This window comes from Pseudomonas sp. 15C, assembly GCF_055484735.1.
Map to the genome: position 1 here is coordinate 89,049 of NZ_JBUDGD010000013.1, position 26,640 is coordinate 115,688.

The 26,640-nt window shown below is 61.7% G+C and carries 26 protein-coding genes; 11 read left to right on the forward strand and 15 right to left on the reverse strand.

Annotation, left to right across the window (positions count from 1 at the left end; genetic code table 11):
* Positions 1–9 precede the first annotated feature (9 nt).
* Positions 10–327: an SCP2 sterol-binding domain-containing protein gene (locus ACYYKW_RS09860; RefSeq protein WP_016774477.1), complete on the forward strand. Its 318-nt coding sequence runs from the start codon at positions 10–12 to the stop codon at positions 325–327.
* 89 nt (positions 328–416) lie between these two features.
* Here the strand turns inward: ACYYKW_RS09860 and ACYYKW_RS09865 are convergent, their stop codons facing one another.
* Together ACYYKW_RS09865 and ACYYKW_RS09870 are read right to left on the reverse strand one after the other, a co-directional pair.
* Complete coding sequence (locus ACYYKW_RS09865; RefSeq protein ID WP_093101851.1) at positions 417–920, reverse strand: RES family NAD+ phosphorylase; 504 nt, start codon at positions 918–920, stop codon at positions 417–419.
* Positions 917–1,489: an antitoxin Xre/MbcA/ParS toxin-binding domain-containing protein gene (locus tag ACYYKW_RS09870; protein WP_464990013.1), complete on the reverse strand. Its 573-nt coding sequence runs from the start codon at positions 1,487–1,489 to the stop codon at positions 917–919. Before ACYYKW_RS09870 ends, ACYYKW_RS09865 begins: the two co-directional genes overlap by 4 nt.
* Before the next feature lie 311 nt (positions 1,490–1,800).
* On the opposite strand from ACYYKW_RS09870, the gene ACYYKW_RS09875 reads away from it, so the two are divergent.
* From ACYYKW_RS09875 to ACYYKW_RS09885, 3 genes are all read left to right on the forward strand, one after another.
* Positions 1,801–2,664 (forward strand): LysR family transcriptional regulator, encoded by an 864-nt coding sequence (locus ACYYKW_RS09875; protein ID WP_090283206.1) that lies wholly within the window; start codon positions 1,801–1,803, stop codon positions 2,662–2,664.
* A gap of 111 nt (positions 2,665–2,775) precedes the next feature.
* On the forward strand, positions 2,776–3,921 hold the full coding sequence (locus ACYYKW_RS09880; RefSeq protein WP_464990014.1) for a sterol desaturase/SRPBCC family protein: 1,146 nt from the start codon (positions 2,776–2,778) through the stop codon (positions 3,919–3,921).
* A 56-nt stretch (positions 3,922–3,977) separates the two neighbouring features.
* Positions 3,978–4,994 carry an SMP-30/gluconolactonase/LRE family protein gene (locus tag ACYYKW_RS09885; protein ID WP_464990023.1) on the forward strand — a complete coding sequence of 339 codons (1,017 nt, stop codon included), beginning with the start codon at positions 3,978–3,980 and terminating at the stop codon, positions 4,992–4,994.
* Positions 4,995–5,126: 132 nt separating this feature from the next.
* On the opposite strand, the gene ACYYKW_RS09890 is transcribed toward ACYYKW_RS09885, so the two are convergent.
* Together ACYYKW_RS09890 and ACYYKW_RS09895 are read right to left on the reverse strand one after the other, a co-directional pair.
* The gene (locus ACYYKW_RS09890) at positions 5,127–5,291 is read right to left on the reverse strand and encodes a hypothetical protein (protein ID WP_172833276.1); all 165 of its coding nucleotides are present in this window, start codon (positions 5,289–5,291) and stop codon (positions 5,127–5,129) included.
* Between the two features lie 98 nt (positions 5,292–5,389).
* Positions 5,390–5,644 (reverse strand): DUF465 domain-containing protein, encoded by a 255-nt coding sequence (locus ACYYKW_RS09895; RefSeq protein WP_041478686.1) that lies wholly within the window; start codon positions 5,642–5,644, stop codon positions 5,390–5,392.
* A 203-nt stretch (positions 5,645–5,847) separates the two neighbouring features.
* Here ACYYKW_RS09895 and ACYYKW_RS09900 point away from each other — a divergent pair, with 203 nt between their 5' ends.
* Entirely contained in the window at positions 5,848–6,369 is a 522-nt protein-coding gene (locus ACYYKW_RS09900; protein ID WP_090283201.1) for a DUF4142 domain-containing protein, read from the forward strand.
* 57 nt (positions 6,370–6,426) lie between these two features.
* On the opposite strand, the gene ACYYKW_RS09905 is transcribed toward ACYYKW_RS09900, so the two are convergent.
* Positions 6,427–6,690, reverse strand: coding sequence for a hypothetical protein (locus ACYYKW_RS09905; RefSeq protein ID WP_090288508.1), 264 nt, complete (start codon positions 6,688–6,690; stop codon positions 6,427–6,429).
* A gap of 259 nt (positions 6,691–6,949) precedes the next feature.
* On the opposite strand from ACYYKW_RS09905, the gene ACYYKW_RS09910 reads away from it, so the two are divergent.
* Genes ACYYKW_RS09910 through ACYYKW_RS09935 form a run of 6 tightly spaced genes read left to right on the forward strand, consistent with a single transcriptional unit; the run spans position 6,950 to position 12,379 of the window.
* The gene (locus ACYYKW_RS09910) at positions 6,950–7,801 is read left to right on the forward strand and encodes an STAS domain-containing protein (RefSeq protein WP_093101853.1); all 852 of its coding nucleotides are present in this window, start codon (positions 6,950–6,952) and stop codon (positions 7,799–7,801) included.
* A gap of 3 nt (positions 7,802–7,804) precedes the next feature.
* Complete coding sequence (locus ACYYKW_RS09915) at positions 7,805–8,167, forward strand: STAS domain-containing protein (protein ID WP_090283199.1); 363 nt, start codon at positions 7,805–7,807, stop codon at positions 8,165–8,167.
* On the forward strand, positions 8,164–8,568 hold the full coding sequence (locus ACYYKW_RS09920; protein ID WP_090283198.1) for an anti-sigma regulatory factor: 405 nt from the start codon (positions 8,164–8,166) through the stop codon (positions 8,566–8,568). The genes ACYYKW_RS09915 and ACYYKW_RS09920 overlap by 4 nt, the downstream gene beginning before the upstream one ends.
* Positions 8,565–9,578, forward strand: a complete 1,014-nt coding sequence (locus ACYYKW_RS09925) for an ATP-binding protein (protein ID WP_464990024.1) — start codon at positions 8,565–8,567, stop codon at positions 9,576–9,578. Before ACYYKW_RS09920 ends, ACYYKW_RS09925 begins: the two co-directional genes overlap by 4 nt.
* Positions 9,571–10,446 (forward strand): sensor histidine kinase, encoded by an 876-nt coding sequence (locus tag ACYYKW_RS09930; protein WP_093101854.1) that lies wholly within the window; start codon positions 9,571–9,573, stop codon positions 10,444–10,446. Before ACYYKW_RS09925 ends, ACYYKW_RS09930 begins: the two co-directional genes overlap by 8 nt.
* Positions 10,436–12,379 (forward strand): response regulator, encoded by a 1,944-nt coding sequence (locus ACYYKW_RS09935; protein WP_464990015.1) that lies wholly within the window; start codon positions 10,436–10,438, stop codon positions 12,377–12,379. Before ACYYKW_RS09930 ends, ACYYKW_RS09935 begins: the two co-directional genes overlap by 11 nt.
* Before the next feature lie 254 nt (positions 12,380–12,633).
* On the opposite strand, the gene ACYYKW_RS09940 is transcribed toward ACYYKW_RS09935, so the two are convergent.
* The 10 genes from ACYYKW_RS09940 to lexA form a co-directional block, all read right to left on the reverse strand.
* Complete coding sequence (locus ACYYKW_RS09940; protein WP_464990016.1) at positions 12,634–15,267, reverse strand: excinuclease ABC subunit UvrA; 2,634 nt, start codon at positions 15,265–15,267, stop codon at positions 12,634–12,636.
* Between the two features lie 31 nt (positions 15,268–15,298).
* Positions 15,299–17,410 (reverse strand): hybrid sensor histidine kinase/response regulator, encoded by a 2,112-nt coding sequence (locus tag ACYYKW_RS09945; protein WP_464990017.1) that lies wholly within the window; start codon positions 17,408–17,410, stop codon positions 15,299–15,301.
* Positions 17,411–17,543: 133 nt separating this feature from the next.
* Positions 17,544–18,233, reverse strand: coding sequence for a GntR family transcriptional regulator (locus ACYYKW_RS09950; protein WP_090283193.1), 690 nt, complete (start codon positions 18,231–18,233; stop codon positions 17,544–17,546).
* 228 nt (positions 18,234–18,461) lie between these two features.
* Positions 18,462–19,121 (reverse strand): DUF799 domain-containing protein, encoded by a 660-nt coding sequence (locus tag ACYYKW_RS09955; protein WP_090283192.1) that lies wholly within the window; start codon positions 19,119–19,121, stop codon positions 18,462–18,464.
* Positions 19,118–19,486: a DUF4810 domain-containing protein gene (locus tag ACYYKW_RS09960; RefSeq protein WP_090283191.1), complete on the reverse strand. Its 369-nt coding sequence runs from the start codon at positions 19,484–19,486 to the stop codon at positions 19,118–19,120. Before ACYYKW_RS09960 ends, ACYYKW_RS09955 begins: the two co-directional genes overlap by 4 nt.
* Before the next feature lie 28 nt (positions 19,487–19,514).
* The gene (locus tag ACYYKW_RS09965; RefSeq protein ID WP_172833336.1) at positions 19,515–20,201 is read right to left on the reverse strand and encodes a CsgG/HfaB family protein; all 687 of its coding nucleotides are present in this window, start codon (positions 20,199–20,201) and stop codon (positions 19,515–19,517) included.
* Between the two features lie 277 nt (positions 20,202–20,478).
* Positions 20,479–23,556: an error-prone DNA polymerase gene (locus ACYYKW_RS09970; RefSeq protein WP_464990018.1), complete on the reverse strand. Its 3,078-nt coding sequence runs from the start codon at positions 23,554–23,556 to the stop codon at positions 20,479–20,481.
* Positions 23,553–24,968, reverse strand: a complete 1,416-nt coding sequence (locus tag ACYYKW_RS09975; RefSeq protein WP_464990019.1) for a Y-family DNA polymerase — start codon at positions 24,966–24,968, stop codon at positions 23,553–23,555. The genes ACYYKW_RS09970 and ACYYKW_RS09975 overlap by 4 nt, the downstream gene beginning before the upstream one ends.
* Before the next feature lie 7 nt (positions 24,969–24,975).
* Positions 24,976–25,593 (reverse strand): translesion DNA synthesis-associated protein ImuA, encoded by a 618-nt coding sequence (gene imuA / locus ACYYKW_RS09980; protein WP_464990020.1) that lies wholly within the window; start codon positions 25,591–25,593, stop codon positions 24,976–24,978.
* Complete coding sequence (gene lexA, locus ACYYKW_RS09985) at positions 25,593–26,210, reverse strand: transcriptional repressor LexA (RefSeq protein ID WP_336354773.1); 618 nt, start codon at positions 26,208–26,210, stop codon at positions 25,593–25,595. Before lexA ends, imuA begins: the two co-directional genes overlap by 1 nt.
* Between the last annotated feature and the right edge of the window lie 430 nt (positions 26,211–26,640).

The window sequence follows — 26,640 nt, forward strand, 5'->3', positions numbered from 1 at the left end:
GATCGAACCATGACCTCCGTAGCTGATGCCGTAAAAGCAATGCAAGCCAAGTTCAACCCAGCCGCCGCTGCCGGTCTGGATCTGGTCTTCGGTTTCAACATCACCGACGAAGACAAGCAGTACGCACTGATCGTCAAGGACGGTACTTGCGACATCCAGGAAGGCGAAAACCCGGATGCCAACTGCACGCTGGTACTCGACAGCCAGACCCTGAAAGACATCGTCAGCGGCGAAACCGACGGCATGCAGGCATTCATGGGCGGCAAGCTGCGCGTTGAAGGCGACATGATGCTGTCGATGAAACTGTCCGAGCTGTTCCCTTCGTAAGAAGCGGCTTGGTTATCTGCAAATCCCGTCCCTTGTGGCGGGATTTGTCGTTTCAGCGCCCGGCTTGTGTCTGGTAGTTGAGCGTCTGCTCAGCTAGCAGCCAAATCCTTCAACAACCGTGTATCCAGACCAAACCGCTCCTGCGAAACCATCCTGAATTGCCCCTCTGCCAGATCGCAGCTCACCAGCAAGTTCCAGGAATGGCGAGTTGCCACCGAGGGCACCAGTACGAACGGGTGCTCGGCCAACAAGGCGTCGGCGAATCGGCGCTGATTGGGCGAGGTTTTCATCGGGTGCAGCCAATGCGGATTGGGCACTTCTTCCGGTTGCACGATTCTGACGCTGGCTTCGTGGATGACCTCAAAACAGGTCAACACATGAGGCTCCTCGTCCAGTGCATCGAACCCGCCATGGGCGGCCACTTCGAGGATCGCCGTGGAGGGGTCGACTGACGCATAAACCACGCGTCGCCCGGGTGTATTCCAGCGGCCGCCACGGCGATTCGAACCCAGGCCGCGATCCCACGTATCGCTGTACATCTCGCGATCCAGTCGCCAGGCGTACCAGCGTTCATCCCAGGGCAAGGGATTCATTGATAAACCCCGTATTTGATCTGGTTCAGATATTCCTCGACCATCCTGAAGCCCAATGCGTGCCCGACCAGATCGAGCGGAACATGGCCGTAGAAATAGGTCGCAGATTGTTGCAGCCACGACTCGGCCTTGGCCTGGCGTGCGAACACTTCGGTGGCCAATTCCAGCGCAGCGGCGTATTGGTACGCGATGATGCTCTGCGGCGTGTCCAGGCGCACCGACGTGCCCTCTTTGAGCAGGCGCCGCACGGTTCTGACCGACCTTCCGGTGATGCGTTTGACCAGATCGCCACGCTGATAGAGCTCGCTGGAGGCGAGCATGTTAATGACGTCGTGCAGTTCAAACCCTTCGGTTGTGCAGCGCAGAATCAACATCGGGTCGTCGCCAGTGTCCTGCCCTCGCAGCAATAACTCGACCGGCTTGCCCTCGAGCTTCTTCAAGCCCATAAGCCGGGGCGCTTTGGCAGCGGGCATGGCGATGTCCTCCGAGGGGCATCTGGCGCGATCGTCGCGCCAGTAATGGCGAGGGGAGTAAGCCGGTGTGTGGCTTTCAAGCAGCGGAATTCGCATAGTGCCGTCCTTTGTCTGGGTTCCGAGCGATCGTGCGCTCGGTGACTTCAATGTCGGGACTGATGCTATAGGCCAGGCGTCCGACAACCAACCTGAAAAAGTCGTCAGAAATATCCCCTCATCTGCTGGAAACAGGCCCGTTTTCGTAGGAACTGAACGAAACGCCATGCTCGGCGGTGACTGCATTTGCCCTCACCCTGGCCCTCTACCACAGGAGAGGGAACTGTCAGTCCCCTCTCCCTCCGGGAGAGGGTTAGGGGTGAGGGCTTTTTTGTCCGTACAATGCGCCATCTGAAAACACCGGCCCACCCATGGACATCGATCTCGCTCGCACCTTTCTGGAAATTGTCCGCCATGGCAGCCTCGCCGCGGCGGCGCAGAAGCTGTTTGTCACGCAGACGGCAATCACCGCGCGGGTGCAGAAGCTGGAAAGCCAGCTCGGCAGCACGCTGTTCGTGCGTAACCGCGCCGGGGCGAAGCTGACGCCCAACGGCGAGGCCTTCGTGGTCTATGCCAATCAACTGGTGCAAACCTGGGAAGCCGCACGCCGCGACCTGCCGCTGCCCGAGGGCTATCACAACGTGCTGCACATCGGCGGCGAAGTCAGCCTGTGCAACCCGTTGATGCTCAGTTGGGCGGCGGAACTGCGCGAGAAGATCCCCGGTCACGCCCTGCGCATGGAAATCCGCGACGGTGAAAACCTGCTGCGCCAGCTCGAACTTGGCGTGCTCGACGCAGCCCTGGTCTATCAACCGGAATACTGGCCGGGCTTGCAGGTCGAGCAAGTGCTGGAAGAAAAACTGATTCTGGTGCGCGCGCCCGATCGTCCGGATCCCTACGTGTACATCGACTGGGGCCCGGACTTCCGCCGCCAGCACGACGCCGCGCTGCCGGAAAAAGCCAAGGCGCCGCTGAGCTTCAATCTCGGCCCGCTGGCCCTTCAATACATCCTCGAACACGGCGGCAGCGGCTACTTCCGGACCCGTGTGGTGCGCACCTATCTGGAAACCGGTGCGCTGGAGGCAGTGACCAAAGCCCCGGAATTCGGCTACCCGACCTACCTCGTCTACTCACGCGACCGTGACTCGGCAACCCTGCAGCAAGCCTTCGACCTGCTGCGCGAAGTGATCCGCACCGATGACGACTGGTCGCAGCGCTGGAATCCGTTGAGCTGACGCCGACGCTTTACACCGGATGATGGCGCAACTGCCATCAAGGTCGAGCCTGCACGAATGGCCGGATCGGCTACTCTGCCGGGTATCACAACGATACCCGCAGGTGAGGCAGTGAGGCAGACCACCGAGATGTTCCGCGAGCGCTACCGCGCGGCCGTTCATCCGCGCTACAACCCATGGCTGCATGGTGGGTTTGTGCTGGTGTTTGGTGTGCTGGCGATTGCCGGGTTCTGGAGCGGCGTGCAGCAGGTCAGCCCGCTGGAATGGCTGACGGTGCCGGTGACTCTGCTGTTGTTCAACTTCGGCGTGTACATGGTTCATCGTCATCTCGGCCACCACAAAAAGGCCTGGGCAAGAATGTTCTATGCCCGCCATGCCGGCGATCACCACAGTTTCTTCACCCCGGGTCACATGAGCTACGACAGCGCGCGCGACTGGCGGGTGATTCTGTTTCCGGCGTGGCTGGTCGTGATTCATACGCTGCTGATCACCCTCCCGCTGTGGTGGTTGCTGGCACAGGCCAACGCCAACGTCGCCGGGCTGTTCGGCGGCTGCATGGTGCTCGGCTATTTGATGTATGAGGTTTTTCACGCCTGTGAACATCTGCCGTCACATCATCCACTGGCGCGCCTGCCGTGGATTCGCCAGATGCGCCGCCTGCATGAACTGCATCACCGTCGCGAGCACATGCAAGCAAGCAATTTCAACATCGTTGTGCCGCTGATGGATTACCTGTTCGGCACGCTTTATCGCGAACCTGAAGACACCCTTCCGAGCCATTCGAGATTGCCCATGACCCGCATGCAGCACCAGATCGATATCGCTGGCGACCCGGTTGCCGTCCTCGCCTATGCCGCCAGCGTCAGTCGCTGGCCGGAGTGGCATCCCTCGTCACTGAAAATCGACGGCGCACAAGGGCCGCTGCATGCCGGTTCGCGTTTCGAGGAAGACATCAACGCCGGCGGGCGCAGCGGCCATTTGCGCTGGGAGGTCACCGAGTACCTGCCGGGCCGCCGCTGGTGCGCGCGGGCGCAGGGTGATCAGGGCTTGTCGTTGCACCTCACCTATGAATGCAGCGCCGAGGCTGGCGCGACGCGATTCGTGCGTACGCTGGATTATCGTTTCGACGGTTTCGCCCTGCGCATCGCCAATCGCTTGCTGCTCAAGCGGCGTATCGAGCGCGAGTCCGCCGCGTCATTGCTGGCGTTGCGCGACATGGCCACACAGTACCTGGCCTCAGCGAGGACGCACGCGTGAAGCTACGACATGGATTGTCATTGCTGGTTGTCATCGTTATCGGTTTTCTGTTGTTGATGCCGACCCGCGTCGAACCACTGGCCTGGACCCCACCGCCAGCACCATCGCTGAAAGAAGGCATCTACGCCGACAACCAGAAACTCAAAAGCGCGGTAAGGGTCGGCCCGAGCGATATCGAAGGGCCGGAAGCATTACTGCTGGAAGACGATTACCTCATCACCGGCCTGCATGACGGCCGACTGATCCGCACCAGCCTCGACGGCCAGGAGCGCAAAGTGCTGGCTGACACCGGTGGACGTCCGCTGGGCCTGGCGCGGCATCCCAACGGTTTGCTGGTAATCGCCGATGCGGTCAAGGGGTTGCTGTCCCTCGACGCGCAAGGTCGCTTGATTCCATTGAGCACCGAGGCCAACGGTCTGGTCTTCGGTTTCACCGACGACGTGGCGATCGACGAATCCGGGCATTACGCCTACTTCAGCGACGCCTCCAGCCGCTGGGGCTATGGCCACGACGGCGAGGCGATCATTGAGCACGGTGCTGACGGGCGTTTGCTGCGCTACGACTTTCAGACCGGCAAGACCAGCGTGTTGCTGGACAAATTGCAGTTCGCCAATGGCGTAACTCTCGGCCCGGATGACGCCTATGTGCTGGTCAATGAAACCGGCGCCTACCGCATCAGCCGCTATTGGCTAAGCGGACCGCAAGCCGGCACCCATGATGTATTCATCGACAACTTGCCGGGGCTACCGGATAACCTCGCGTTCAATGGCAGCAATCGTTTCTGGGTGGCCTTGTATGCGCCGCGCAATGCCTTGCTCGATGGCACCGCCGAGCATCCGTTCGTGCGCAAGATGATCGTTCGGGCGCTGACCGTGCTGCCGAAACCGGTGGAGAAACGCGGCTTTGTTTTGGGGCTGGATCTGCAGGGCAAGGTGATCGCCAATCTGCAGGATGCGAGCAGCGGTAATTATTCGCCGATTACCACGGTGCGCGAGTATGGGGAGTGGTTGTATTTCGGCTCGTTGAGGGCGCGGCATATGGCGCGGATGCCGTTGGAGGCGGCTCTGAAGTGAGCCCTCTGGGTCCATGTTGAATGGACTGGCGTTATCGCTGGCAGGCTAGCTCCCACAGGGTTCCTGGTCGGTCACAAAATCTGTTTGCAACACATTCCACTGTGGGAGCCAGCCTGCTGGCGATAGCGGTTGTCAGTTGCTGGATCTGTCGAACTTCTCGGGATCTTCATCCTCGGGCAATTCTTCCACGGGTTTCTCGGGACGCGCGGTGGTGTGCGCCGGGCTGTTCGGTTCGGGACGGGTTGGAATCGGGTCGAATCCGCCCTGCTCCTCACTGGGAAATTTGGGGTCGTTCATAAGGCACCTCGCCAAGAGTCGGGTTTGGAGGACTCTGAATATTCGAGGTGCCATTGCCGAGGGTCGTTCCGGTCAGTCAGTGACCGCCGGTCGGCGACTTATTGGCCCGTCAGCGGTTGCCCGGCCAATTGGGCGACGATCTGTTCCTTGACGATCACACGCTTCTCTTTGAGCTTTTTCAGCTCGTCGTCAGTGGGGGCGTCGGACTGGGCGTTCTCGGCCTCGACGACCGCTTTATCGACATCGAAATACTTGTTGAGCAGCGAATCCAGCTTCGGATCCTCGGAGCGTTTTTGCTCGATCTCTTCCTTCTTGCAACCCAGGTCCTGATACAGATCATGTGAAACCGGCATGAAACACCTCCATCAATTGATCGACAACCAACGCGACCGATGCGCTGGTTCGTTATCAGCATGGCCTCACCCGCAGGCGTCTGTCGACACCCTGTCAGACCAGCGGTTGCCGTTCGTCGCCCTGTCGTAAATGCGATAAAACCTTTGGCGGGTGTGTTCGCTCCATTGGTTAACGCTCACAAAAACCTGCGTGGAGATACCCAATGGACGGATTCAACCTGCGTCATCTCGCTCTGGCTGTTGCACTGTCTGCCGGCATGGGCAGCGCCTTTGCCGCGACTGACAATGACTTTGTCGATAACGCCGCCGCCGGTGGCATCGCCGAAATCGAAACCAGTCGCCTGGCCCTGGAAAAAAGTCAGTCCGCAGACATCAAAGCCTTCGCCAACCAGATGATCACTGATCACAGCAAGGCCAACGATGAGCTGGCGGCGATTGCCAAAGCCAACGACATCGAGGTTCCTGACACCACGACCCTGACCAAACAGGCCAAGGCAAAGATTCTCGACATGCGCGACGAATCCTTCGATGCGGCCTATGCCAACAATCAGGTCATGGCGCACCAGGAAACCATCGAGCTGTTCAAGAAACAGGCGAACACCGTGACCGATGACAAGGCCAAGGGGGCGACAGAACTGAAGGCCTTCGCGCAAAAAATGCTGCCTGCGCTGGAGAAGCATCTGACCCATGCCAAAGAGCTGCAAGCCAAGTATCCGAGCAAATAAACGCCCGGGCGATAAAAAGCCGCATCCATGGATGCGGCTTTTTTTTGGGTGCGGCGATCAACCCCCGTCGGTGTCGATGTCGGCATCCGTGCTCTCGCCCGGCGCAGGTCTGTCCGGATCGGGCTTGAAGCCGGGGCTGAAGTCGTTGCTGTTATCGTTGTGATGCTGCTTCTGATCGACCTCGGCAGCAGCGCTGTCCGCCTGTCCTTCTTCAGCCGGCGCGGGGGTATTTTGCCCTGGTGTTTGCGGGTCGATGGCCGGGTCGTTGCGATTGATCGATTCCGCGGACTGATTTTGCGTTTGCGGCGCTTGCTCGTTCATATCCACCTCATTCATAGTCCTGCCTCCTTCTTCCAGCACGACTGGAAAACGTCGGGCATGCAGATTCGAAGCCTGACGCCGTAGATTCGTTCAAAACATCGTTGCCTGCTGCCACGCCGACTAGAGTTACCGGGGCGTTCGACGCGGCAGGCAGAAAAATTCACCGCTGGATGAACAACTATTTCAAGCGGCAAATGTCAGTCAATTCGCGCCGGCCATTTCGCCACGCCGGCCCCTTACGTAACGGAGCGACACGCACATGGCAGCCCTGCAGAACAGCACAGTCGAAGCAATCAAGAACAACCAGACTCAACTGTTGAACGAATGGACCAAACGCCTCGAAGCCAGCGGCGCGACGCGCAATCTCAAAGAACATGACATCGCACAGCAAACCCGCGACTTGCTGGGCCTGCTGCTGGCCGGCCTGGAAAATGGCAACGGCAGCAAGATCGCCGCCGCCGGCTGGGAAGACACCCGTCAGTTCCTTGAAAAGCTCTCGCAAAGCCGCGCCCTGCTCGGCCAGGATTCCCAGCAGACCGCCAACTTCATCTTCGCGTTGAAGGGCCCGCTGTTCGCCCTGCTGCAAAATCATTATCAGGATCAGCCGGCACTGCTGGCCGAGCAATTGCTGGAAATTTCCGAACTGATGGACACGGTCGGCATGCACACCATCGGCACCTTCCAGAAATCCCGCGAAGCAGTGATCAAGCGTCAGCAGGAAGAGCTGCTCGAACTGTCGACCCCGGTGGTCAAGTTGTGGGACGGCGTCCTCGCCCTGCCAATGATCGGCACCCTCGACTCGCAGCGCACGCAAGTGGTGATGGAATCGTTGCTGCAACGCATCGTCGACACCGGTTCGGAAATCGCCATCATCGACATCACCGGCGTGCCGACTGTGGACACCCTGGTCGCCCAGCACTTGCTGAAAACCGTCACCGCGATTCGCCTGATGGGTGCCGACTGCATCATCAGTGGCGTGCGCCCGCAGATCGCACAAACCATCGTGCACCTGGGCCTGGACCTGCAAGGCGTGGTCACCAAAGCCAATCTGGCCGATGCATTGAAGCTGGCCCTGACACGCCTGGGCATCACCCTCGGCAAAGCGGTCTGACCGATGGAACGTATTCCGATTCTTCAAATGGGCGATCTGCTGCTGGTGACCATTCAGGTCGACATGCATGACCAGCTCGCCCTGACCCTGCAGGACGATCTGTCCGAACGCATCAGTCGTACCTCGGCGCGCGGCGTGTTGATCGACATTTCCGCGCTGGACATGGTCGACTCGTTCATCGGGCGCATGATCGGCACGATTTCCGGATTGTCGAAAATCATGGATGCCGAAACCGTGCTGGTCGGCATGCAACCGGCGGTGGCGATCACCCTCGTTGAGCTGGGCATGACCTTGCCCGGCGTCAGCACCGCGTTGAACGTCGAGCGTGGAATGAAACTGCTGCAGGATCGAGTGCGCCTGCAATGACCGTGCGCAGCAGTGGTACTCAACCCATTCTCATTGAACAGGACGTAGTGCTGGCCCGCCAGACCACGCGCAAGCTCGCCACTGAATGCGGCATGCGCCTGATCGACCTGACCAAACTGGTGACCGCCGTCAGCGAGTTGGCGCGTAACACCATGGTCTACGGCGGCGGCGGCGACATGGACTGGCAGATCCTCGAGGAAAACGGCCGGGTCGGCTTGCGTCTGACGTTTCGCGATGAAGGCCCGGGCATCCCCGACATCAAACTGGCGATGACCGACGGCTGGACCTCCGGCAGTGGCCTGGGCCTTGGCCTGACCGGTGCCAAGCGGCTGGTCAATGAGTTCGAACTTGACACTGAGCCCGGCAAAGGCACGCGCATAACGATCACCCGATGGACATGAATATTGCCGGGTCGTTGACCCAGGTTTTGCCGATCGAGGACAGCAGCCAGATCGGTCACGCGCGGCGCACCGCGCAGAAACTCGCCGAGCAGCATGGTTTCGATGAAAACGATGCCGGCCGTGTCGCACTGGTCGCGACGGAACTGACCAGCAATGTGCTCAAGCATGCCCAGCGCGGTGAGTTTCACCTGCGGGTACTGGCGCGACCGGGCAACGGCTTCGGCATCGAAATGCAGACAGTAGATCGGGCCCAGGGTTTTGATCTAGATGCGTGTCTGGCCGATGGCTTTTCCACCGGCGGCACACAAGGCATTGGTCTCGGGGCGGTATCTCGGCAGACCGACGCGTTCGATGTCTACGCTGACCACCGTGGCGCCGTGCTGTTGGCGCGGATCTTCCCTCGCAGTGATCGTCAGGCGGATATCCGTTTTGGCGTCAGCCAGCATTCGCTGCATGCCGATCCTGCGTGCGGCGATGTCTGGCACCTGACGTATGAAGCGTCGCGGATCAGCGCGCTGGTGATTGACGGCCTGGGTCATGGCGAAGACGCCGAACGTGCAGCTTTGGCCGGGGCCCGGGCGTTCGCCCGAGCGCCGTTTGCCGATCCGATGATGTTGATGGAAGATCTGCATCAAGACATGCTCGGCACCCGCGGCGGCGCCGTAGCGTTCGCCCAGTTCGACAGTCAGCGCAATGGCCTGACGTTCGCCGGTGTCGGTAATATCGGTGCCAGCCTGCTGGACCCGGAAAAATCGCGCGGCCTGGCCTCGCACCCCGGCATCGTCGGTGCTCAATACCGAAAAGCCAAACCTTTTGACTATGCTCACGTGAACGGACATTTATTGATCATGTACAGCGACGGCTTACAGTCCCGTTGGAACCTGAAAGACTACCCCGGCCTGGTGCATCGCCATCCCGCCGTGATAGCCAGCGTGTTGCACCGCGACTTTTGTCGTGGCCGCGACGACGTTACGGTGCTGGTCGTCGCGCTGGAGGCCAGCCATGGCTGAATCGACCGATTTGAGCCACGCCGAACAGCTTGCGCTCATCGACCAGTTGCAGCGCGAAACCAGCGCGCTGCGCGAAGAACTCGATGAAACCAATCAGGGTGTGCTGGCGCTGTACGCCGAACTCGACACCCAGGCCGAAGAGCTGCGTCAGGCGTCGGATCTGAAAAGCCGTTTCCTGTCGTACATGAGCCACGAATTCCGCACGCCGCTGGGTTCGATCCTGAGCATCAACAGTTTACTGGCCGACGAACTCGACGGCCCGCTCAGCCCGGAACAGCACAAGCAGGTGGCGTTCGTCAGCACCGCTGCCCGCGAACTGAGCGACATGGTCGATGACCTGCTCGATCTGGCAAAGATCGAGGCCGGACGCATCACTATTTCTCCGGCCTGGTTCGACATGTTCGACCTGTTCTCGGCCCTGCGCGGAATGTTCCGGCCGATCGTCGATGCTTCAGCGGTCGACCTGATTTTCGAAGAACCGCGTGGCCTGCCGCGCCTGTACACCGACGACAAGAAGCTCGGGCAGATTCTGCGCAACTTCATCTCCAACTCGCTGAAGTTCACCACTCGCGGTGAAGTGCGAGTGTCGGCGCGCATGGAAGGCGAAGACCGTGTGCGCTTCGCCGTCAGCGATACCGGCATCGGCATCGCGGCGGAGCTGCATGACACCCTGTTCGAAGATTTCTCTCAAGTCGATTCGCCGTTGCAGAAACGCCTGCGCGGCACCGGTCTGGGCCTGTCACTGTGCAAGCGTTTCGCCGCGTTGCTGGGCGGCGAAGTCGGCGTCGAAAGTACGCCGGGCGTCGGCTCGACGTTCTTTGTCATCATCCCGCTGGCGATCGCTCTGGAGAACGTCGATGAATCGTGACATCCGCCTGTTGATCGTCGATGACAACGTTGCCACCCGTTATGCGCTGCGCCGGCGCCTTGAGCGCCACGGTTATACGGTGCTGGAAGCCGGCACCGGCAGCGACGGCCTGGCCCTGATCGAGAGTGAAGCACTCGATGCGTTGATCCTCGACGTCAACCTGCCGGACATGAGCGGTTTCGATATCGTTCGCCTGCTGCGTGCCGACCCGCGTACGGCGCTGCTGCCAGTGATCCATGTGTCGGCGGCATCGATCCAGACCGGCGACATCATCACCGGCCTCGACGCGGGCGCCGATGCCTATCTGATTCACCCGGTCGACCCCGACGTGCTGCTCGCCACCCTGCGCACCTTGCTGCGGGTACGCGACACGGAAAACGCCTTGCGCGAAAGCGAGGCGCGCTTTCGCGAAATCTTCGCCAACGTCTCGGCGCCGATTGCGGTGCTCGATGCCAGCCTCAAAGTGCATGAGTGCAACCATGCGTTCGCCCAACTGATCGTCGACAACCGTAACCCGCTGGCCCTGCAGGAATGCTTCGCCGAGGATCAATCGACGATCCTTGACGAATTGCGTATGCGCCTGGTGGACGGCGAGCGCTGGAAAGGCACGCTGAACATGCGCGTGCAGGGTGAGATTCGCGAAACGCAGTGGCAGATCTCGCCCTATCGCACGCCGGAACTGAGCCTGGTGTTCGTCGAGGATGTCACCGAGCACCGCCACCGTGAGCGCTCGCACCTGGCGCAACTGGACGACACCACCACGCAACTGGCCAAGGAAGTCGCCGAGCGCGTGCGCGCCGAAGCGCAATTGCTGCAAGTGCAGAAAATGGACGCCTTGGGCAAACTCACCGGCGGCATCGCCCACGACTTCAACAACCTGCTGACCGGGATCATCACCAGTCTGGAACTGATTCAGAAGCGCATCGCCGATGAGCGTCTGGACAAAGTCCAGTTCTATACCGAAGCCGCGCTCAACTCGGCGATGAGCGCGGCCTCGCTGACCCATCGCCTGCTCGCGTTTGCCCGTCAGCAACCGCTCGACACGCGGCCGGTGGACATCAACGAGCACGTTCGCTCGCTTGAAGAGCTGCTCGTGCGCACCATCGGCGAGCGCATCACCCTCAAGCTGGAACTGACCAATAAACCGGCGATTGCCCTGGTCGACCCGGTGCAGCTGGAAAGCGCAGTGCTGAACCTGGTGATCAACGCCCGCGATGCCCTGCCCTCGGGCGGCAATATCTGGGTGAATACGTACGCCGCCTATTCCCATGGCGATCCGAATCTGGCCGATGGCGCGTACGTGGCCCTGTCGGTGCGTGACGATGGCACTGGCATCGAACACAACGTGATCGACAAAGTGTTCGAACCGTTCTTCACCACCAAACCGCTGGGTCAGGGCACCGGGCTGGGCCTGTCGACGATTTACGGTTTTGCCCGCCAGTCTGGCGGTGACGCGCACATTCGCAGCGTTGCCCGGCGTGGCACTGAAGTGACCATCATGCTCCCCGGCACCAACGACCCGACCGGGGCCGACACACCGGCGCCCTTGCCCGACGCCACAGGCAGCGGCGAGCACGTGCTGATCGTCGAAGACATGGCCACGGTGCGGTTGTTCGTCACCGAAGTGCTGGAAGATGCCGGTTATCGTTGCACTCAGGCGGTCGATGTCGAATCGGCGCTGGAGCGTTTGCAGAATGATCCGTCAATTCAATTGCTATTGACCGACGTCGGCCTGCCGCGCATGAGCGGGCGGGAACTGGCCGATGTCGCCCGCGGCTGGCGCGAAGGCTTACCGATCCTGTTCATGACCGGCTACGCCGAAACCGCGCTCAACCGCCAGGTGTTCCTTGGCACGGGCATGGACATGCTGGTCAAACCGTTCCAGATAAACGAACTGCTCGACAAGGTTCGCCGCACGCTGGATGGCGCCTGAGCTGATGCCATCGCTGGCAAGCCAGCTCCCACACAGTTTTGCAGTGGTGCAGGAATAGCCGACACCCCCCTTTCCCTGTGGGAGCGAGCCTGCTCGCGAAGCATTGTGTCAGCTGCAGATGAGTTGGCTGGACGGACGCCTTCGCGAGCAGGCTCGCTCCCACAGGGATCGCCGGCGTGCACCAATTTTCGGCTACACCAAGGATTACTGTGGGAGCTGGCTTGCCAGCGATGGCGCGAGTCCAGGCGCCGCCGTCATCGGTTCAAGGCACGGGCAAGAAACGCCGCCGTTTTGCTTTTCTTGCTGGCGGCGACTTTTTGCGGTGTGCCGACGGCGACGATTCTGCCGCCCTGATCCCCGGCGCCCGGGCCGATGTCGATCACCCAGTCACTCTGCGCGACCACGCGCATTTCATGCTCGACGACGATCACCGTGTGCCCTGCCGTCACCAGCGTATCCAGTTGCTCCAGCAGCCTGTCGACATCGCGCGGGTGCAATCCGGTGGTCGGTTCGTCGAGCACATACAAGGTCGCGCCGCGCTGGTTGCGCTGCAATTCGGTGGCGAGTTTGATGCGCTGCGCTTCACCGCCGGACAATTCGGTGGCCGGCTGGCCGAGGCGCAGGTAACCGAGGCCGATATCGCGCAGCACTTCCAGCGAACGACGAATCGCCGGTTGCTCGGCAAATACCGCCACCGCTTCATCGACGGTCAGTTGCAACACCTGGGCGATGCTCAAGCCTTGCCAGACAATCGCCAGGGTCTGCGGGTTATAGCGCGCGCCATGACAGGTCGGGCACGGCGCGTAAACGCTGGGCATGAACAGCAACTCGACACTGACAAACCCCTCACCTTCGCAAGTGGCGCAGCGGCCCTTGGCGACGTTGAAAGAAAACTGCCCGGCGTCGTAACCCTCGGCGCGCGCCGCATGGGTGCCGGCAAACAATTTGCGTACGTTATCGAACAGCCCGGTATAGGTCGCCAGATTGGAGCGTGGCGTGCGACCAATCGGCCTCTGATCGACTTGCACCAGACGCTTGATCGATTCCAGCCCTGCCGTGACCTGGCCGCCGCTGATCTGCGGTGCATCGTCTTCGAGGCTGAGTTCTTCCGGCTCGGCCTCCACCGTCGGCCGCCCCAGTTGCGCACCGACCAGTTCGAGCAAGGCCTGACTGACCAGGCTCGACTTGCCGGAGCCGGAAACGCCGGTCACCGAGGTAAAACAGCCCAACGGAAATTCGGCACTGAGGTTGTTCAGATTGTTGCGGGTGATGCCCTCGAGTTTCAGCCACGCCGAGGGTTTGCGTGCGGCGCGTGGTGGACGCTGCGCTTCGCCGAACAGATAGGGCCGGGTCTGCGACAACTCGACCTCGGCCAGACCGGCCGGCGGGCCGCTGTACAACACCTGACCGCCCTTCTCGCCCGCAGCCGGGCCGACGTCGATCAGCCAGTCGGCGCGGCGCATGGTCTCGACATCATGCTCGACCACGAACAGCGTGTTGCCATCCGCCTTCAGACGCTGCAAGGCCTCGAACAGCGCCTCGCCATCGGCCGGATGCAGGCCGGCGGAGGGCTCGTCGAGCACGTAAATCACCCCGAACAGCTGCGAGCCCAATTGCGTCGCCAGGCGCAAGCGCTGCAACTCGCCGGACGACAGCGTCGGCGTGCTGCGCTCCAGCGCCAGATAACCAAGGCCCAGATCGGTCAGGGTGCTGACCCGCTCCAGCAAATCCTCGGCGATGCGCTGCGCGGCAATGCGCTTCTCCAGCGACAGGTTCGGCGTGTGCCGCACATCGGGAGCGCTGGCGTGACCGCTGGCGCCGTGGGCCACGCGCTGCTGGCGGGCCTCGCGGGTTTGCGCATGACTGAGGGTGTCGCTGCTTTCTTCAGCCTGCTCCAGATAATCCGCCGCCGCGACCGGGCGCAACACCTCTGCCAGTTGCAGCAACGGCATCTGCGACAACGCACCGATGTCATGCCCGGCAAACGTCACCGACAACGCCTCACGCTTCAGGCGTTTGCCTTCACACAACGGGCACGGGCTGCCGAGCATGAACTGCGAAACGCGCTTTTTCATCAGCGCACTTTGCGAGTGGGTGAAGGTGTGCAGGATGTAGCGACGGGCGCCGGTGAAAGTGCCTTGGTAACTCGGTTCCATCTTGCGTTTGAGGGCGACGCGGGTTTCTTCCGGGGTCAGCCCGGCGTACACCGGAACCGTCGGGGTTTCTTCGGTGAACAGAATCCAGTCGCGCTGCTTTTTCGGCAGTTTCTTCCATGGAATGTCGACATCGATACCCATGGTTACGAGGATGTCGCGCAGGTTCTGTCCCTGCCACGCCAGCGGCCACGAGGCCACCGCGCGCTGGCGGATGGTCAGGTTCGGATCCGGCACCATCAGCGCCTCGGTGACTTCATAAACCCGCCCCAACCCATGACACTCCGGGCAGGCGCCCTGCGGGGTATTCGGCGAAAAATCCTCGGCGTACAACATCGGTTGCCCCGGCGGATAACTGCCGGCGCGCGAATAGAGCATGCGGATCAGGCTCGACAACGTGGTCACGCTGCCTACCGAAGAACGCGTACTCGGCGTGCCGCGCTGTTGCTGCAAAGCGACGGCGGGCGGCAGGCCTTCGATGGAGTCGACATCCGGCACGCCGACCTGATCGATCAGACGCCGAGCATAAGGCGCCACCGATTCGAAATAGCGCCGCTGTGCCTCAGCGTACAGCGTCGAAAACGCCAGCGATGATTTGCCCGAACCGGACACCCCGGTGAACACCACCAAGGCGTCGCGCGGAATGTCGACATCGACGTTTTTCAGGTTGTGTTCGCGGGCGCCGCGAACGCGGACCATGCCGGCGGGCGCTTTGGAGCTGCGTTTGGAAGTCATCGGCCTGCCTTACTGAAGGAGTGTGCAACGCTCAACTGCTGAGGACCGCGCGGATTGTCTGCAGCAGCGCTTGCGGACTGTAGGGTTTGCCGAGCAGATGGGTGTCGGGGCTGAGCTGGTGATTGCGCGAAATGATGTCGCGGGTGTGCCCGGACGTGAACAGCACCGCGACCGGCGGCGTCTGTACCTTGGCCCAGGCGAACAGATCGGAGCTCTTGATCAATCCCGGCATGACCACATCAGTGAAAATCAGATCGACTTCAGTGCCTTCAAGCAGTGTCTGCATCGCCACGTCGCCATTGCCGGCGGTGACCACGCGATAACCTTCCTCACGCAGCAATTCGACCACCGAGGTGCGCACGGCATCGTTGTCCTCGACCACCAGAATCGTCTCGTTGCCGCCGCTCTGCTGGCGTTGCAGGTTCGGCGATTCGTCGAGGATCGGGCGCAGACTGCGCGGGAAATACAACTGCACCCGCGTACCCTCGCCGATCCGGCTGTCGATCTCGACATGGCCGCCGCTCTGTTTGACGAAACCGAAGACCATGCTCAGGCCAAGCCCGGTGCCCTGACCATCGGCCTTGGTGGTGAAAAACGGCTCGAACACTTGCTCGAGAATGTCCGGCGGGATACCCGCGCCGCTGTCGCTGACCGCGACCCGCACGAAGTCGCCGGGACTGATGCCTTTACCGGCACAGAACGCGCTGTCGAGCTGGACGTTGGAAGCACTGAGGCCGATCACGCCCTCGCCTTGCATGGCATCGCGGGCGTTGATCGCCAGGTTGAGAATGGCGTTTTCCAACTGGTTGCGGTCGACGTAGACATGCCACGGTGCTGGCGGCAATTGCACGTCGATCTGAATGGTTTCGCCGAGGGCGCGCTGGAGCAATTCGCCGACGCCCTCGAAGATCTGCTGCGGGTTGCATACCGCCGGCGACAACGGCTGGCGCCGGGCAAACGCCAGCAGTTGCGAAGACAGCTTGGCGCCGCGCTCGACCGCTGCCAGCGAAGCACCGACGCGGCGCTGCACATTGGCGTTATCTGGTTCGTGACGTGCGAGCAGATGCAGGTTGCCAGCGATCACTTGCAGCAGATTGTTGAAATCGTGAGCGACGCCGCCAGTCAATCCGCCGATCGATTCGAGCTTCTGCGACTGGCGCAACTGCTCTTCAGCCGCGAGGCGCGCCTCGACCTCTTCGGCCACACGCTGTTCCAGATTGCGCGTGAACTTGAGCAGGGATTCTTCGGCGTTCTTGCGTTCATGAATGTCGATCAGCACACCCGGAAAGCGCAGCGGCGCGCCGTCTTCGTCGAATTCGCAAGCACCGCTGGCCAGCACCCACAGGTAACTGCCATCGCTGCGCAACACCCGGTATTCGGCGTTATACGGCTCACCGGTCTGCACCGAATGAGCAACACGCTCCTGCACCCAGGCGAGGTCATCGGGATGAATGCGTGAGTCGGCAATGTCCTGGGCCAGATTGCTCAGGTCCTGGTCCGGTGGATAGGAGAAGGTCCGGGTGAAGCGTTCATCGGCCGACAGCCGGTTGTTTTTGATGTCCCAGACAAACGAGCCGAGCAACGCCCCGGCATTCAGCGCCAGCCGCACCCGCTCGTTATCGGCGCGGTAGGCGTTCTCCGCTTCCTGACGCAGGCGTTCGGAGATCACCAGCTCGGTGGTTTCCACCACCATTGCCATCACGCCGGCGGGCGCGCCTTCATCATTGGCCACCGGGCTGTAATAGAGATCGAGCCAGACGTCTTCCGGGACGCGGTCACGCAACAGCACGAGGAGTTTGTTGCGGTAGGACAGCGTGCCGCCCGCCAGGCAGGTATCGACCACGTTGCGATTGAATTCGGCGACTTCTGGCCAGCCCAATTCGACTGGCGCGCCAAGCAGGTAAGGATGGCGTCCCCCGGCAAACTGCGAATAGGCGTCGTTGTAGACCATGTAACCGGCGCGCCCCCAAAGCATCACCATTGGCAATGGCGAGGCCAGCATCAGTTGTACCGCGCTGCACAGGCTCGCCGGCCAGCTATGCAACGGGCCCAGCTCGGTGTGGCGCCAGTCGAACGCCCGAATGCGCTCGGCCATTTCGCCTTTCCAGCCGTCACAACCGTAGCTCTCGGATAAAAACTGCATCGATTGACTCGGAGTCCTGTGGTGAGTGCCCGATCTGTCGCGACGCCGGAACGACGCGACGCTCGTGTGTTTCGAGCGTCTTCGGTCGCATTGGTTTCATCAGAGATTAGCCGATTTGTGGGCGTGCAGCCGACTAGACGCCGATCAAGTGCTTGAGCGGGTGGTAGCCGGTTTTCATTTTCGCGGCGACGTCGAGAATGGCTTTCTCGATACCGTTCAGATGGGTGCAGGTCAGTTCGATGGCAGCGCTCTGGTTGCCGGCCTCGATGTGCTCGATCAGACGCAAATGCTCGTCGTCGCGGCAGACTTCATGGCTGTCGTCATCCAACGCAGCAGCGTATAGCGAGGCGCGGGAAATCAGTTTCTGGAACCAATCGAGCAGCACCGGGTTGTTCAGGCTGCGCGCCAGTTTGAGATGGAATTCACCGAGCAGGTAAATCAGCCGTTCGTGATCGCCCGCCGCGTGGGCTTCGTCTTCGAGCAGCAGGTGCGCGCGCAGGTCCTGCATCGCCGCCGGGTCTTTGCGTCGGCACAGTTCGGTGACGATGCCGATCTCGATCAGACGGCGGGTTTCGAACAGCGAGCGCAGCTCTTCGTTGCTCGGCAACGACACCGATGCGCCCTTGTTGGGCTCCGTGGTGACCAGCCCTTCGGCTTCCAGTTGCTTGAGCGCCGCGCGCACCGAGGTGCGGCTGACATTGAACAGCTCGGCCAGCGAGGCCTCGCCCAGTTTCATCCCCGGACGCAGCGAACGCTTGCTGATCGCCTGGTAAACCCCTTGGTAGACGCGGTCGACCGTGGTCTCCGGTTTCTTGTCGGTCATACGAACACTCCTTTGGCGTCGGTTGGCCCGAGGCGCAGAATATCGACTTTGGCGTCAGGATACAGGGGTTTCGATGGGGAGATGTCTGCGCGGCTGGTAGCGGCAGCTGGTTGATCGTTCCCACGCTCCGCGTGGGAATGCATCCCGTGACGCTCCGCGTCACAGTGGACGCAGAGCGTCCATGGCGGCATTCCCACGCAGAGCGTGGGAACGATCACCGGTCGTGGCTCAGTCGGTGCCGTATTTCGGCGAACGCGGGCCGTACAGCAGGCCTGCCGGGTGGCCAGCGGAAAGCAGACGATTGCTCGCCACACCGGCAATCGGGTAGCCGGCGTCGGTGGAGCTGTTGATGATCTGCTTCACGGCGGCGGTGATCAGCATGCCGATCAGACCGCCACCACCGTTGTTGCCACCCTCTTCGCTCGACGCGCGCGCCGTACCGGTCCACAGCGTCGTGCCGCTTTTCAGGTCGACCAGTTTCGCCGTCGCGGTCACTGCGGTTTCGCTGCTGATCACCATGTAGCGAGTGCCGTATTCGGTCACGGTGATGTACAGCGCTGCGTCCGCACCGAAGATTTCCTGCAGTTTGTTCGGCGGTGCCTGATGGATGTCATCGGGCGTGGTCATACCGTTCTGGCGGAAGGTTTCGTCGACCAGGGTGATCGGCAGGACGTAGTAACCGGCCTCGGCCAGCGGGAACGTCACTTGCGACAGCAGGCTGTAGGAAGCCTTCACGTCCGGCGAGGTATTGAGCGGCGGCAGCACCAGAATGGTTTTCGGGCGCGCCTGTTTGTAGGCCGAGTAATCCACGGTTTTAGGCGCGACGCAGCCACCCAGCACGGTCAGGGCCAGACCGGCAATCAGCCATTTGCAGGTACGCGAGATCATTGGGTGACTCCGGCCTTGGCATTTTTAAGCAAAAAGTCCATGTACGTGCCGGACTCGGGAAACAGCGTTTTTTCCGTGTTGAACTGCTGCACCATCTGATCGTCCTTGCCCATGCTCAGATAGAGCAGGCCCAGGTGCGCGTGGTAGCCCGGCGGTACGGCTTTGCCGGTCGAGCGGATTTTTTGCAGGTCACGTTCCAGCGCTTCGGCTTGGGCTTCTTTCGGCTCTTCGCCTTTGAAGTACTCGTAGACCTGCGGCTCGTAGCCTTCCCACTGGTACAGGGTTTTCGGCGCGGCACAACCGGCCAGCAGCGTGCTGGCGGCCAGGGTCAGCGCCAGCAACGGGCGCGACAGATTCAGCTTCATGGGTGTTGCTCCTTGCAATGGGCGTCGATCAGTTGCCCGGTTTCCAGGCACCGGCGTTCATGCCATCGACCAAGCGATTGATCGCCTCGCGCATGGCCAGATCCAGTACTTTGCCGTTGAGGGTGGAGTCGTAGGCAGCAGTGCCACCGAAGCCGATGATTTCGCGGTTGGACAAGGCGTACTCGCCGGCGCCCTGGGTCGAATAGACCACTTCCGAAGTACTGATATTGACGATGTTCAGGTTGACCTTGGCGTAGGCGACCTGGGTCTTGCCGCGACCGAGAATGCCGAACAACTGGTGGTCGCCGGTTTCTTTGCGGCCGAACTCGGTGACGTCTCCAGTGACCACGTAATCAGCGCCTTTCAACCGTTGGGCCTGGCCCTTGATGGTGGCTTCCTGCTGGATCTCGCCCATGTTGTCGCGGTCCAGCACGCTGAAGCGGTTGGTCTGCTGCAAGTGAGTGATGAGGATGGTCTTGGCCTGGCCGCCGAGACGGTCGACGCCGTCGGAGAAGATGCCGCGCATGTAGCTGGAACGGTTGTCGAACTTGCCCACGGCCATTGGCACGCGAACGCCGGTCCAGACCTGAGTGGCGCTTTCGACCTTGGCCACCGGCAGCGCGCGGGAGCTTTCGGTGGCGCAGCCGGACAGCGTGGTGGCCAGCGTGCCGAGCACGGCAATCGCAACGCCTGAGACCAACATCCGAGAGATCATTCTCACTGAGTATTTCCTTCTTGAAAAACGGGGTGTCCCGGCACGGCAAAGCGCTGGGCAGCGGAAAAGGGCCGGCATTATGACAAAGTGCCATCACTCATGACAGGATTTTTTGGCGTCAATAAACAGGCTGGGCATCCAGGGGTAATAAAAGCCATGTGAGAGTGGGCTTGCTCACGAAGGCGTGAATCAGGCGACGACTATGTTGAATGACAGGTCGCTTTCGCCAGCAGGCTGGCTCCCACAGGGTTCGCTGTTTGGACCAGGGTCGGGTTGATCAGTGGAAATCCCGGCTCTGCACGCGAATGCCGTTGAGCAGAGGGCTCAGGTCACTCAGGCGACCGGCGATCAAGTGCCGCACTTCGCCCTCGCGTTCCCAGCGGCCATCGACCCTCAGCAATTGCGATCCAACAAGAACTTGCCGTTGACGCTCGGCCAGATCGCGCCAGACCACCACATTGACGTTGCCGAACTCGTCTTCCAACGTCACGAACGTCACCCCGCTGGCAGTACCGGGACGCTGGCGCCCGGTCACCAACCCGGCCATGCTCACTGGCCGGCCATGTTCGACATCCAGCAGTTCCCGCGAGCTGCGGCAGCGCAAGGCTCGCAATTCGCCGCGCAACAGTGCCAGCGGATGCGGCCCCAATGTCGTGCCGACGGTGGCGTAGTCAGCGTTCAGATCCTCGCCGACGCTGGGTTTGGGCAAGAGCACTTCCGGCTCTTCCTGACTGGGCAATCCGGCAAACAGCCCCAACTGCTTCTGCACCCCCGCCACTTCCCAGCGCGCCCGATGCCGATGCCCGGCCAGGCCACGCAAGGCCCCGGAGTCGGCAAGCAAGGCTTGCGCGCGGCTGTCGAGCGCCGCACGCTCGCCCAGATCGGCAACATCGGCGAACGCTCCACGCGCCCGCGCCGCTTCGATGCGCCGAGCGTCGTCCTCGCGAAAGCCCTTGATCATGCGCAAACCCATGCGAATCGCCGGTTGTGGCCCGGTGGTGGTTTCCAGGCTGCAATCCCAGTCGCTGGCACGTACGTCGACCGGGCGAATCTGCAATTGATGGCGACGCGCGTCCTGCAGAATCTGGTCGGGACTGTAGAAGCCCATCGGCCAGCTATTGATCAGCGCACAGGCAAACGCTGCCGGTTCGTGGCACTTGAGCCAGCAACTGGCGTAGGTCAGCAAAGCGAAACTGGCGGCATGGGACTCGGGGAAACCGTAGCTGCCGAAACCTTTGATCTGCTCGAAGATCTGCGCAGCGAATTCCGGCGTATAGCCGTTTTTCTTCATACCGGCAGCCAGGCGCTCCTTGTGCGGTTCCAGGCCACCGTGGCGCTTCCACGCCGCCATGGAGCGCCGCAACTGGTCGGCCTCGCCGGGGCTGTAGTCGGCGGCAACAATGGCGATCTGCATCACCTGTTCCTGAAACAGCGGCACGCCAAGGGTGCGCTTGAGCACCACTTCCAGTTCTGGCGAAGGATAGGTTTCTTTTTCTTCTTTATTGCGACGACGCAGATACGGGTGAACCATCCCGCCCTGAATCGGGCCCGGCCGGACAATCGCCACCTGAATCACCAGGTCATAGAATTTTTGCGGACGCAGGCGCGGCAGCATCGACATCTGCGCCCGCGATTCGATCTGGAACACGCCGATAGTGTCGGCGCGGCTGATCATCGCGTAGGTCGGTTGGTCTTCGGGGGGAATCGTCGCCAGGCTCAAATCGCGTTGACGATGGCGGCGCAGCAGATCGAAACAGCGGCGGATCGCGCTGAGCATGCCAAGTGCCAGGATATCCACCTTGAGCAGGCCGACCGCATCGAGGTCGTCCTTGTCCCACTGAATAATCGTGCGCTCGGCCATGGCCGCGTTCTCGACCGGCACCAGAGTGTCCAGCGGCTGCTCGGAAATCACAAAACCGCCGGGGTGTTGCGACAGGTGCCGGGGGAAGCCGATCAGTTGCCCGGTCAGGCTCAAGACCCGGCGCAGCAGCGGGCTCTCGGGGTCGAAACCGTTTTCGCGCAAGCGTTCCAGCGGCGGCGTTTCGTCGCTCCAGTGGCCACAGCAATCGGCCAGTGCATTGATCTGGTCCGGCGGCAGGCCCAAGGCCTTGGCCACGTCCCGTACGGCACCGGCGGCGTGGTAACTGCTGACCACCGCGGTCAACGCTGCACGACCACGGCCATATCGACGGAAGACATATTGCAGGACTTCTTCGCGACGCTCGTGCTCGAAATCGACGTCGATGTCCGGCGGCTCGTTGCGCTCCCTGGACATGAAGCGTTCGAACAGCAATGTGGTGCGCTCCGGGTCGATTTCGGTGATGCCCAAGGCAAAACACACCGCCGAGTTGGCTGCCGAACCACGACCCTGACAGAGAATCTGTTGCTCGCGGGCGAAACGCACCACGTCGTGCACGGTGAGGAAATAGCTTTCGTAGCCGAGTTCAGCGATCAGTTGCAGTTCCTTGTTGATCTGCCGTAGCACCTTGAACGGTGCGCCTTGCTTCCAGCGCCAGGCGATGCCCTCCTTGGTCAATTGGCGCAACCAGGAAGTGGCGCTGTGCCCCTCGGGCACCAGCTCCTTTGGATATTGATAGCGCAATGCGCTCAGATCAAAGGTGCAGCGCCGAGCGAGGGCGACTGACTCATCAAGCAAAGCCTGCGGATACAGTTCATGCAACACCTCGACACTGCGCAAGTGCCGCTCGCCATTGGGGTGCAAGCGCAGGCCGGCCTCGGCCACCGGCAGGTGATGGCGGATCGCAGTCATGGTGTCCTGCAGGGCGCGGCGGCCACGGGCGTGCATGTGCACGTCGCCACTGGCCACGGCGCGAATCTGCAACTCGGCGGCCAGATCCAACAACGCCAACAGACGCTGTTGATCATCCTGACCTCGGTGCAGTTGCACGGCCAGCCACAGCCTGTCGCCGAACGTCTGTTTCAGCCAGCGCCCTTCTTGCACCTCAGTGACAGAATCAGGCACCCACAGCACCAGCAGCCCCGACAGCGGTTCGTCGAAATCCTCGCGCAAGACTTGATACTGGCCTTTCTGCGTACGCCGCCGCGCGCGGGTGATCAAGCCGCACAGCGCCTGATAACCGGCAAGGTTCTCCACCAACAGCACCAGCTTCGGGCCGTTTTCAATCCGCACTTCGCTGCCGATGATCAGTGGCAGCTCAACCGACTTTGCCGCTTGCCACGCTCGTACGATGCCGGCCAGTGTGCATTCGTCAGTGATCGCCAAGGCCTGATAACCGTGCTTTTTCGCTCGTTGAAACAACTCGAGCGCACTGGACGCACCGCGCTGGAAACTGAAGTTCGACAGGCAATGCAGTTCAGCGTAACCACCGTTCATGCAAACCAGCCCTGCAGCCACAACGGTCCGCCCTCACCCACCGCCCGCCAGGCCCAGCCTTGCTGGCCGGTGCGGCTCTGGATCAGGTAATAATCGCGGCGCACATCATCGCCATCCCACCAGCCTGACTCAATGCGTTCCGGGCCCATGAGAATTCGCGCCGAGCCTTCCGGCACGCTTTGCGGCTCAGTGAGTAGCCAGCCCGGACGCTGCACGCTCGGCAGGCCTGCGCAAGGCTGTTTGTCGACGCCGAACTGCCAGGCGCACTCGGGGCGATGATCGGCATGGAAGCGCAGACCCTGCACCGCATCGTCACCGAGCCGCGCGCGCAAGCGTTCGCGTAATTGCTCCCACGGCAGGGTCTGCTGCGGGCGGTCGTCGAAAAGCTCCTGAAATTGCGGCACGAAACTCGGCAGATCTTCTGCACGCAGGCGAAAGCCGCGCACCGGCGCCTCGACCTGCACCTGTTCCAGCCGCCCCCGGGCCAGTTCGAAAAGCATCGCCGGATCCCGTTCGGCGCTGAGCAGGCCGACCTTGATCAGCGTGTCCGGCAAGCCGGCGTGTTCCAGGTGCAGATCGAAACGCTGCACGCCGCTGTCGCGTCCGCAAAGGAACGCCGACAGATCGCCGGTCAATCGTCGCAACGGAAACAGCAGTGCCTGATGCGATTGCACGTCAAAGTTGAGTTCGATGCGCACATCAAAACGGTCGGGTGGCAAGTAGAACTCCAGCGCCAGCGGCCGCGCGCCGAACAGGGTATCGAGGTGTTTGAGCATCGACGCTTCGAAGCGCCGTGCCAGCGCCTGACGCGGCAGGTTTTGCACTTGATTGAGGTTGCGCAGGCCCATCCGGGACAGTGCCGTGGCCACGCTCGGTTCGAGGCCAACCCGGTCGACGGGCAATTGCCCCAGATGATGTTGCAAGGCCTCGCCGTCTGGCACCACCAGCCCATCGTAGGCGTTGGCCAACACTCGGGCAGCCACCGGATTGGGGGCGGCGACGATGCGATGGCGAAAGCCCAGATCGGTCAGCTCCTGGCGCAACCGCGCTTCGAATTGCGCCCAGGTGCCGAACAGGCCCAGGCTCGACTCGATCTCGAACACCACGGTACGCGGGTAATGCACGCTGACCTGTGCACTGAAGCGATAGGCCCAGGCGGCGAGAAACTGCTGCCAGCGCTCGACTTCGGCGGCCTGGTAATCAACCGTGGCAAAGCCTTTGCTCATGGCCTGGGCCGCGGTCATCGATTGCCCCGCACGCAAACCCAGTTTGCGCGCCGCCGGGTTGACCGCTTGCAATACCCGGCGCTGGGCCGGGCCGTTGAGCAGCACCAACGGCTCATCGGCATCGGGGCGCTGACGCAGTACAGCGTCCAGAGCCAATTGCGGAAACAGAATGCATACCCAGCGCATGGCGATCTCAGTGCCCCACGGCAAAGGCAATCGGTGCCGAACGCGCCAACCCGCCACGACACTTGAGAATGCGCAATTGCGCCGGCTTGGCGTCGATGGCAATCCGCAGTGCCGCCGGTGACGGGTTGACCGCTTCGCTCAACTGCCGCCAGGCAAAGGCCAGCGTCTGGCCGGACTCGGCAGCCACCTGCAAACGCCGCAAGGCACGATCATCAGCCTTGTGCGGCCAGCACAGCACCGCGCCACAACTGCCCGAACGCAGGCATTGCTCCGCCGCCCACAAGGCATCACGTTCGCTGGCCTGAATCACCGACAACTGCCGCAGGTCGACCCCGGCGCTTGCCCACGCCTGCGGATACGGCACGAACGGTGGCGCGACCAGCACGATGCGCTCACCCGCTGCTGCCAACCGCGCCAGCGTCGGCCAGACCAGTTGCAACTCACCGACACCCGGGCCGGCCAGCAGGATTTCGCTCAATGCTCCTTCCGGCCAGCCACCGCTGGGCAGCGCTGCATCGAGTGCGGCATGCCCGGTCGGCTGTGGACTGGCCGCCGGTGGCGCAGGCCGGCCCTTCCAGACCTGGCCGCCATTGAACAGCGTATCCAGTGCAACGACGGCGCCCATCAGCCTTGCCTCACCAGACCGCAGAACACCCCTTCGATGGCCAGATCCTGATCGTCACGCACGACAATCGGCTGATACGCCGGGTTGCGCGGCAACAGCCGCACCTCAGTGCCCAACCGCTCGAAGCGTTTGATGGTGACTTCCCCGTCAAGACGCGCCACCACGATCTGCCCATTCAGCGCCTCGGGATTGCGCCGCACGCCGACCAGATCGCCGTCAAGAATGCCATCCTCGATCATCGAATCGCCCTGCACCCGCAGCAGGTAATCGGGGGTGCGAGAGAACAACGCGGGGTCAAGCATCAAGCGCCCATGCACCTCGGCATCGGCGCCAATCGGCGCACCGGCAGCCACCCGGCCAAGCACAGGAACATCGAGCATTTCGGGACGCGACGGTTGCCCGAGCAGCCGGATACCACGGGCCTGATGCGGGTTGACCTCGATAAAACCGGCTTCAGTGAGCGCCAGCACATGCTTGCGCGCCACACTGCGCGAGGCAAAACCAAAAGCCTCGCTGATTTCAGCGAGGCTTGGGGACTGACCGTGTTCGGCGATACGTTCGCGGATAAAGGTCAGGATGGCGGTACGGCGAGGAGAGAGATTGGTCATGGAGTACATTTGTACTCCTGTAGGAAATACCTGACAAGCACCGCCAGTCAGGTAGGCCTGATCCACGCTGTGCAGCCAAGAACGCAGCCGTGACGCGGAGGGTGGGAACGATCAAAAACCAGATCAAGACCAAGATCAAAGGCCCCTCACCCTAGCCCTCTCCCGCAGGGAGAGGGGACTGACCGTGTTGATTGGAAGGCATACGCCGACATGCAGTACCGAGTCGAACTCAGGTTTTGAACGGCCCAAAAATCGGCTCCCTCTCCTCGGGGAGAGGGCTGGGCGGGCGGCGTTCCGATGAGGGGCGAATCCACTGAAGATCTCAAGCCATACGTCGCTTCTAACCACTCAACAATGAGCGTTAGCTCGCGTGCTCTTGATCTTGATCTTGCCTAACCAGCGACATCGGAAGGCTGAGTGGAGGGATTGATCCGGGCGT

What these genes read in the sequence shown, in the direction of transcription:
- lexA (WP_336354773.1), bottom strand. Translation starts at nt 26,210, where the DNA reads ATGTACTCCATGACCAATCTCTCTCCTCGCCGTACCGCCATCCTGACC.
- ACYYKW_RS09950 (WP_090283193.1), bottom strand. Translation starts at nt 18,233, where the DNA reads ATGACCGACAAGAAACCGGAGACCACGGTCGACCGCGTCTACCAAGGG.
- ACYYKW_RS09960 (WP_090283191.1), bottom strand. Translation starts at nt 19,486, where the DNA reads ATGAAGCTGAATCTGTCGCGCCCGTTGCTGGCGCTGACCCTGGCCGCC.
- ACYYKW_RS09975 (WP_464990019.1), bottom strand. Translation starts at nt 24,968, where the DNA reads ATGCGCTGGGTATGCATTCTGTTTCCGCAATTGGCTCTGGACGCTGTA.
- ACYYKW_RS09875 (WP_090283206.1), top strand. Translation starts at nt 1,801, where the DNA reads ATGGACATCGATCTCGCTCGCACCTTTCTGGAAATTGTCCGCCATGGC.
- ACYYKW_RS09930 (WP_093101854.1), top strand. Translation starts at nt 9,571, where the DNA reads ATGGCTGAATCGACCGATTTGAGCCACGCCGAACAGCTTGCGCTCATC.
- ACYYKW_RS09945 (WP_464990017.1), bottom strand. Translation starts at nt 17,410, where the DNA reads ATGCAGTTTTTATCCGAGAGCTACGGTTGTGACGGCTGGAAAGGCGAA.
- ACYYKW_RS09870 (WP_464990013.1), bottom strand. Translation starts at nt 1,489, where the DNA reads ATGCGAATTCCGCTGCTTGAAAGCCACACACCGGCTTACTCCCCTCGC.
- ACYYKW_RS09925 (WP_464990024.1), top strand. Translation starts at nt 8,565, where the DNA reads ATGAATATTGCCGGGTCGTTGACCCAGGTTTTGCCGATCGAGGACAGC.
- ACYYKW_RS09885 (WP_464990023.1), top strand. Translation starts at nt 3,978, where the DNA reads ATGCCGACCCGCGTCGAACCACTGGCCTGGACCCCACCGCCAGCACCA.
- ACYYKW_RS09910 (WP_093101853.1), top strand. Translation starts at nt 6,950, where the DNA reads ATGGCAGCCCTGCAGAACAGCACAGTCGAAGCAATCAAGAACAACCAG.
- ACYYKW_RS09940 (WP_464990016.1), bottom strand. Translation starts at nt 15,267, where the DNA reads ATGACTTCCAAACGCAGCTCCAAAGCGCCCGCCGGCATGGTCCGCGTT.
- ACYYKW_RS09865 (WP_093101851.1), bottom strand. Translation starts at nt 920, where the DNA reads ATGAATCCCTTGCCCTGGGATGAACGCTGGTACGCCTGGCGACTGGAT.
- ACYYKW_RS09895 (WP_041478686.1), bottom strand. Translation starts at nt 5,644, where the DNA reads ATGCCGGTTTCACATGATCTGTATCAGGACCTGGGTTGCAAGAAGGAA.
- ACYYKW_RS09970 (WP_464990018.1), bottom strand. Translation starts at nt 23,556, where the DNA reads ATGAACGGTGGTTACGCTGAACTGCATTGCCTGTCGAACTTCAGTTTC.
- ACYYKW_RS09900 (WP_090283201.1), top strand. Translation starts at nt 5,848, where the DNA reads ATGGACGGATTCAACCTGCGTCATCTCGCTCTGGCTGTTGCACTGTCT.
- ACYYKW_RS09915 (WP_090283199.1), top strand. Translation starts at nt 7,805, where the DNA reads ATGGAACGTATTCCGATTCTTCAAATGGGCGATCTGCTGCTGGTGACC.
- ACYYKW_RS09860 (WP_016774477.1), top strand. Translation starts at nt 10, where the DNA reads ATGACCTCCGTAGCTGATGCCGTAAAAGCAATGCAAGCCAAGTTCAAC.
- ACYYKW_RS09905 (WP_090288508.1), bottom strand. Translation starts at nt 6,690, where the DNA reads ATGAACGAGCAAGCGCCGCAAACGCAAAATCAGTCCGCGGAATCGATC.
- imuA (WP_464990020.1), bottom strand. Translation starts at nt 25,593, where the DNA reads ATGGGCGCCGTCGTTGCACTGGATACGCTGTTCAATGGCGGCCAGGTC.
- ACYYKW_RS09935 (WP_464990015.1), top strand. Translation starts at nt 10,436, where the DNA reads ATGAATCGTGACATCCGCCTGTTGATCGTCGATGACAACGTTGCCACC.
- ACYYKW_RS09965 (WP_172833336.1), bottom strand. Translation starts at nt 20,201, where the DNA reads ATGATCTCTCGGATGTTGGTCTCAGGCGTTGCGATTGCCGTGCTCGGC.
- ACYYKW_RS09920 (WP_090283198.1), top strand. Translation starts at nt 8,164, where the DNA reads ATGACCGTGCGCAGCAGTGGTACTCAACCCATTCTCATTGAACAGGAC.
- ACYYKW_RS09955 (WP_090283192.1), bottom strand. Translation starts at nt 19,121, where the DNA reads ATGATCTCGCGTACCTGCAAATGGCTGATTGCCGGTCTGGCCCTGACC.
- ACYYKW_RS09890 (WP_172833276.1), bottom strand. Translation starts at nt 5,291, where the DNA reads ATGAACGACCCCAAATTTCCCAGTGAGGAGCAGGGCGGATTCGACCCG.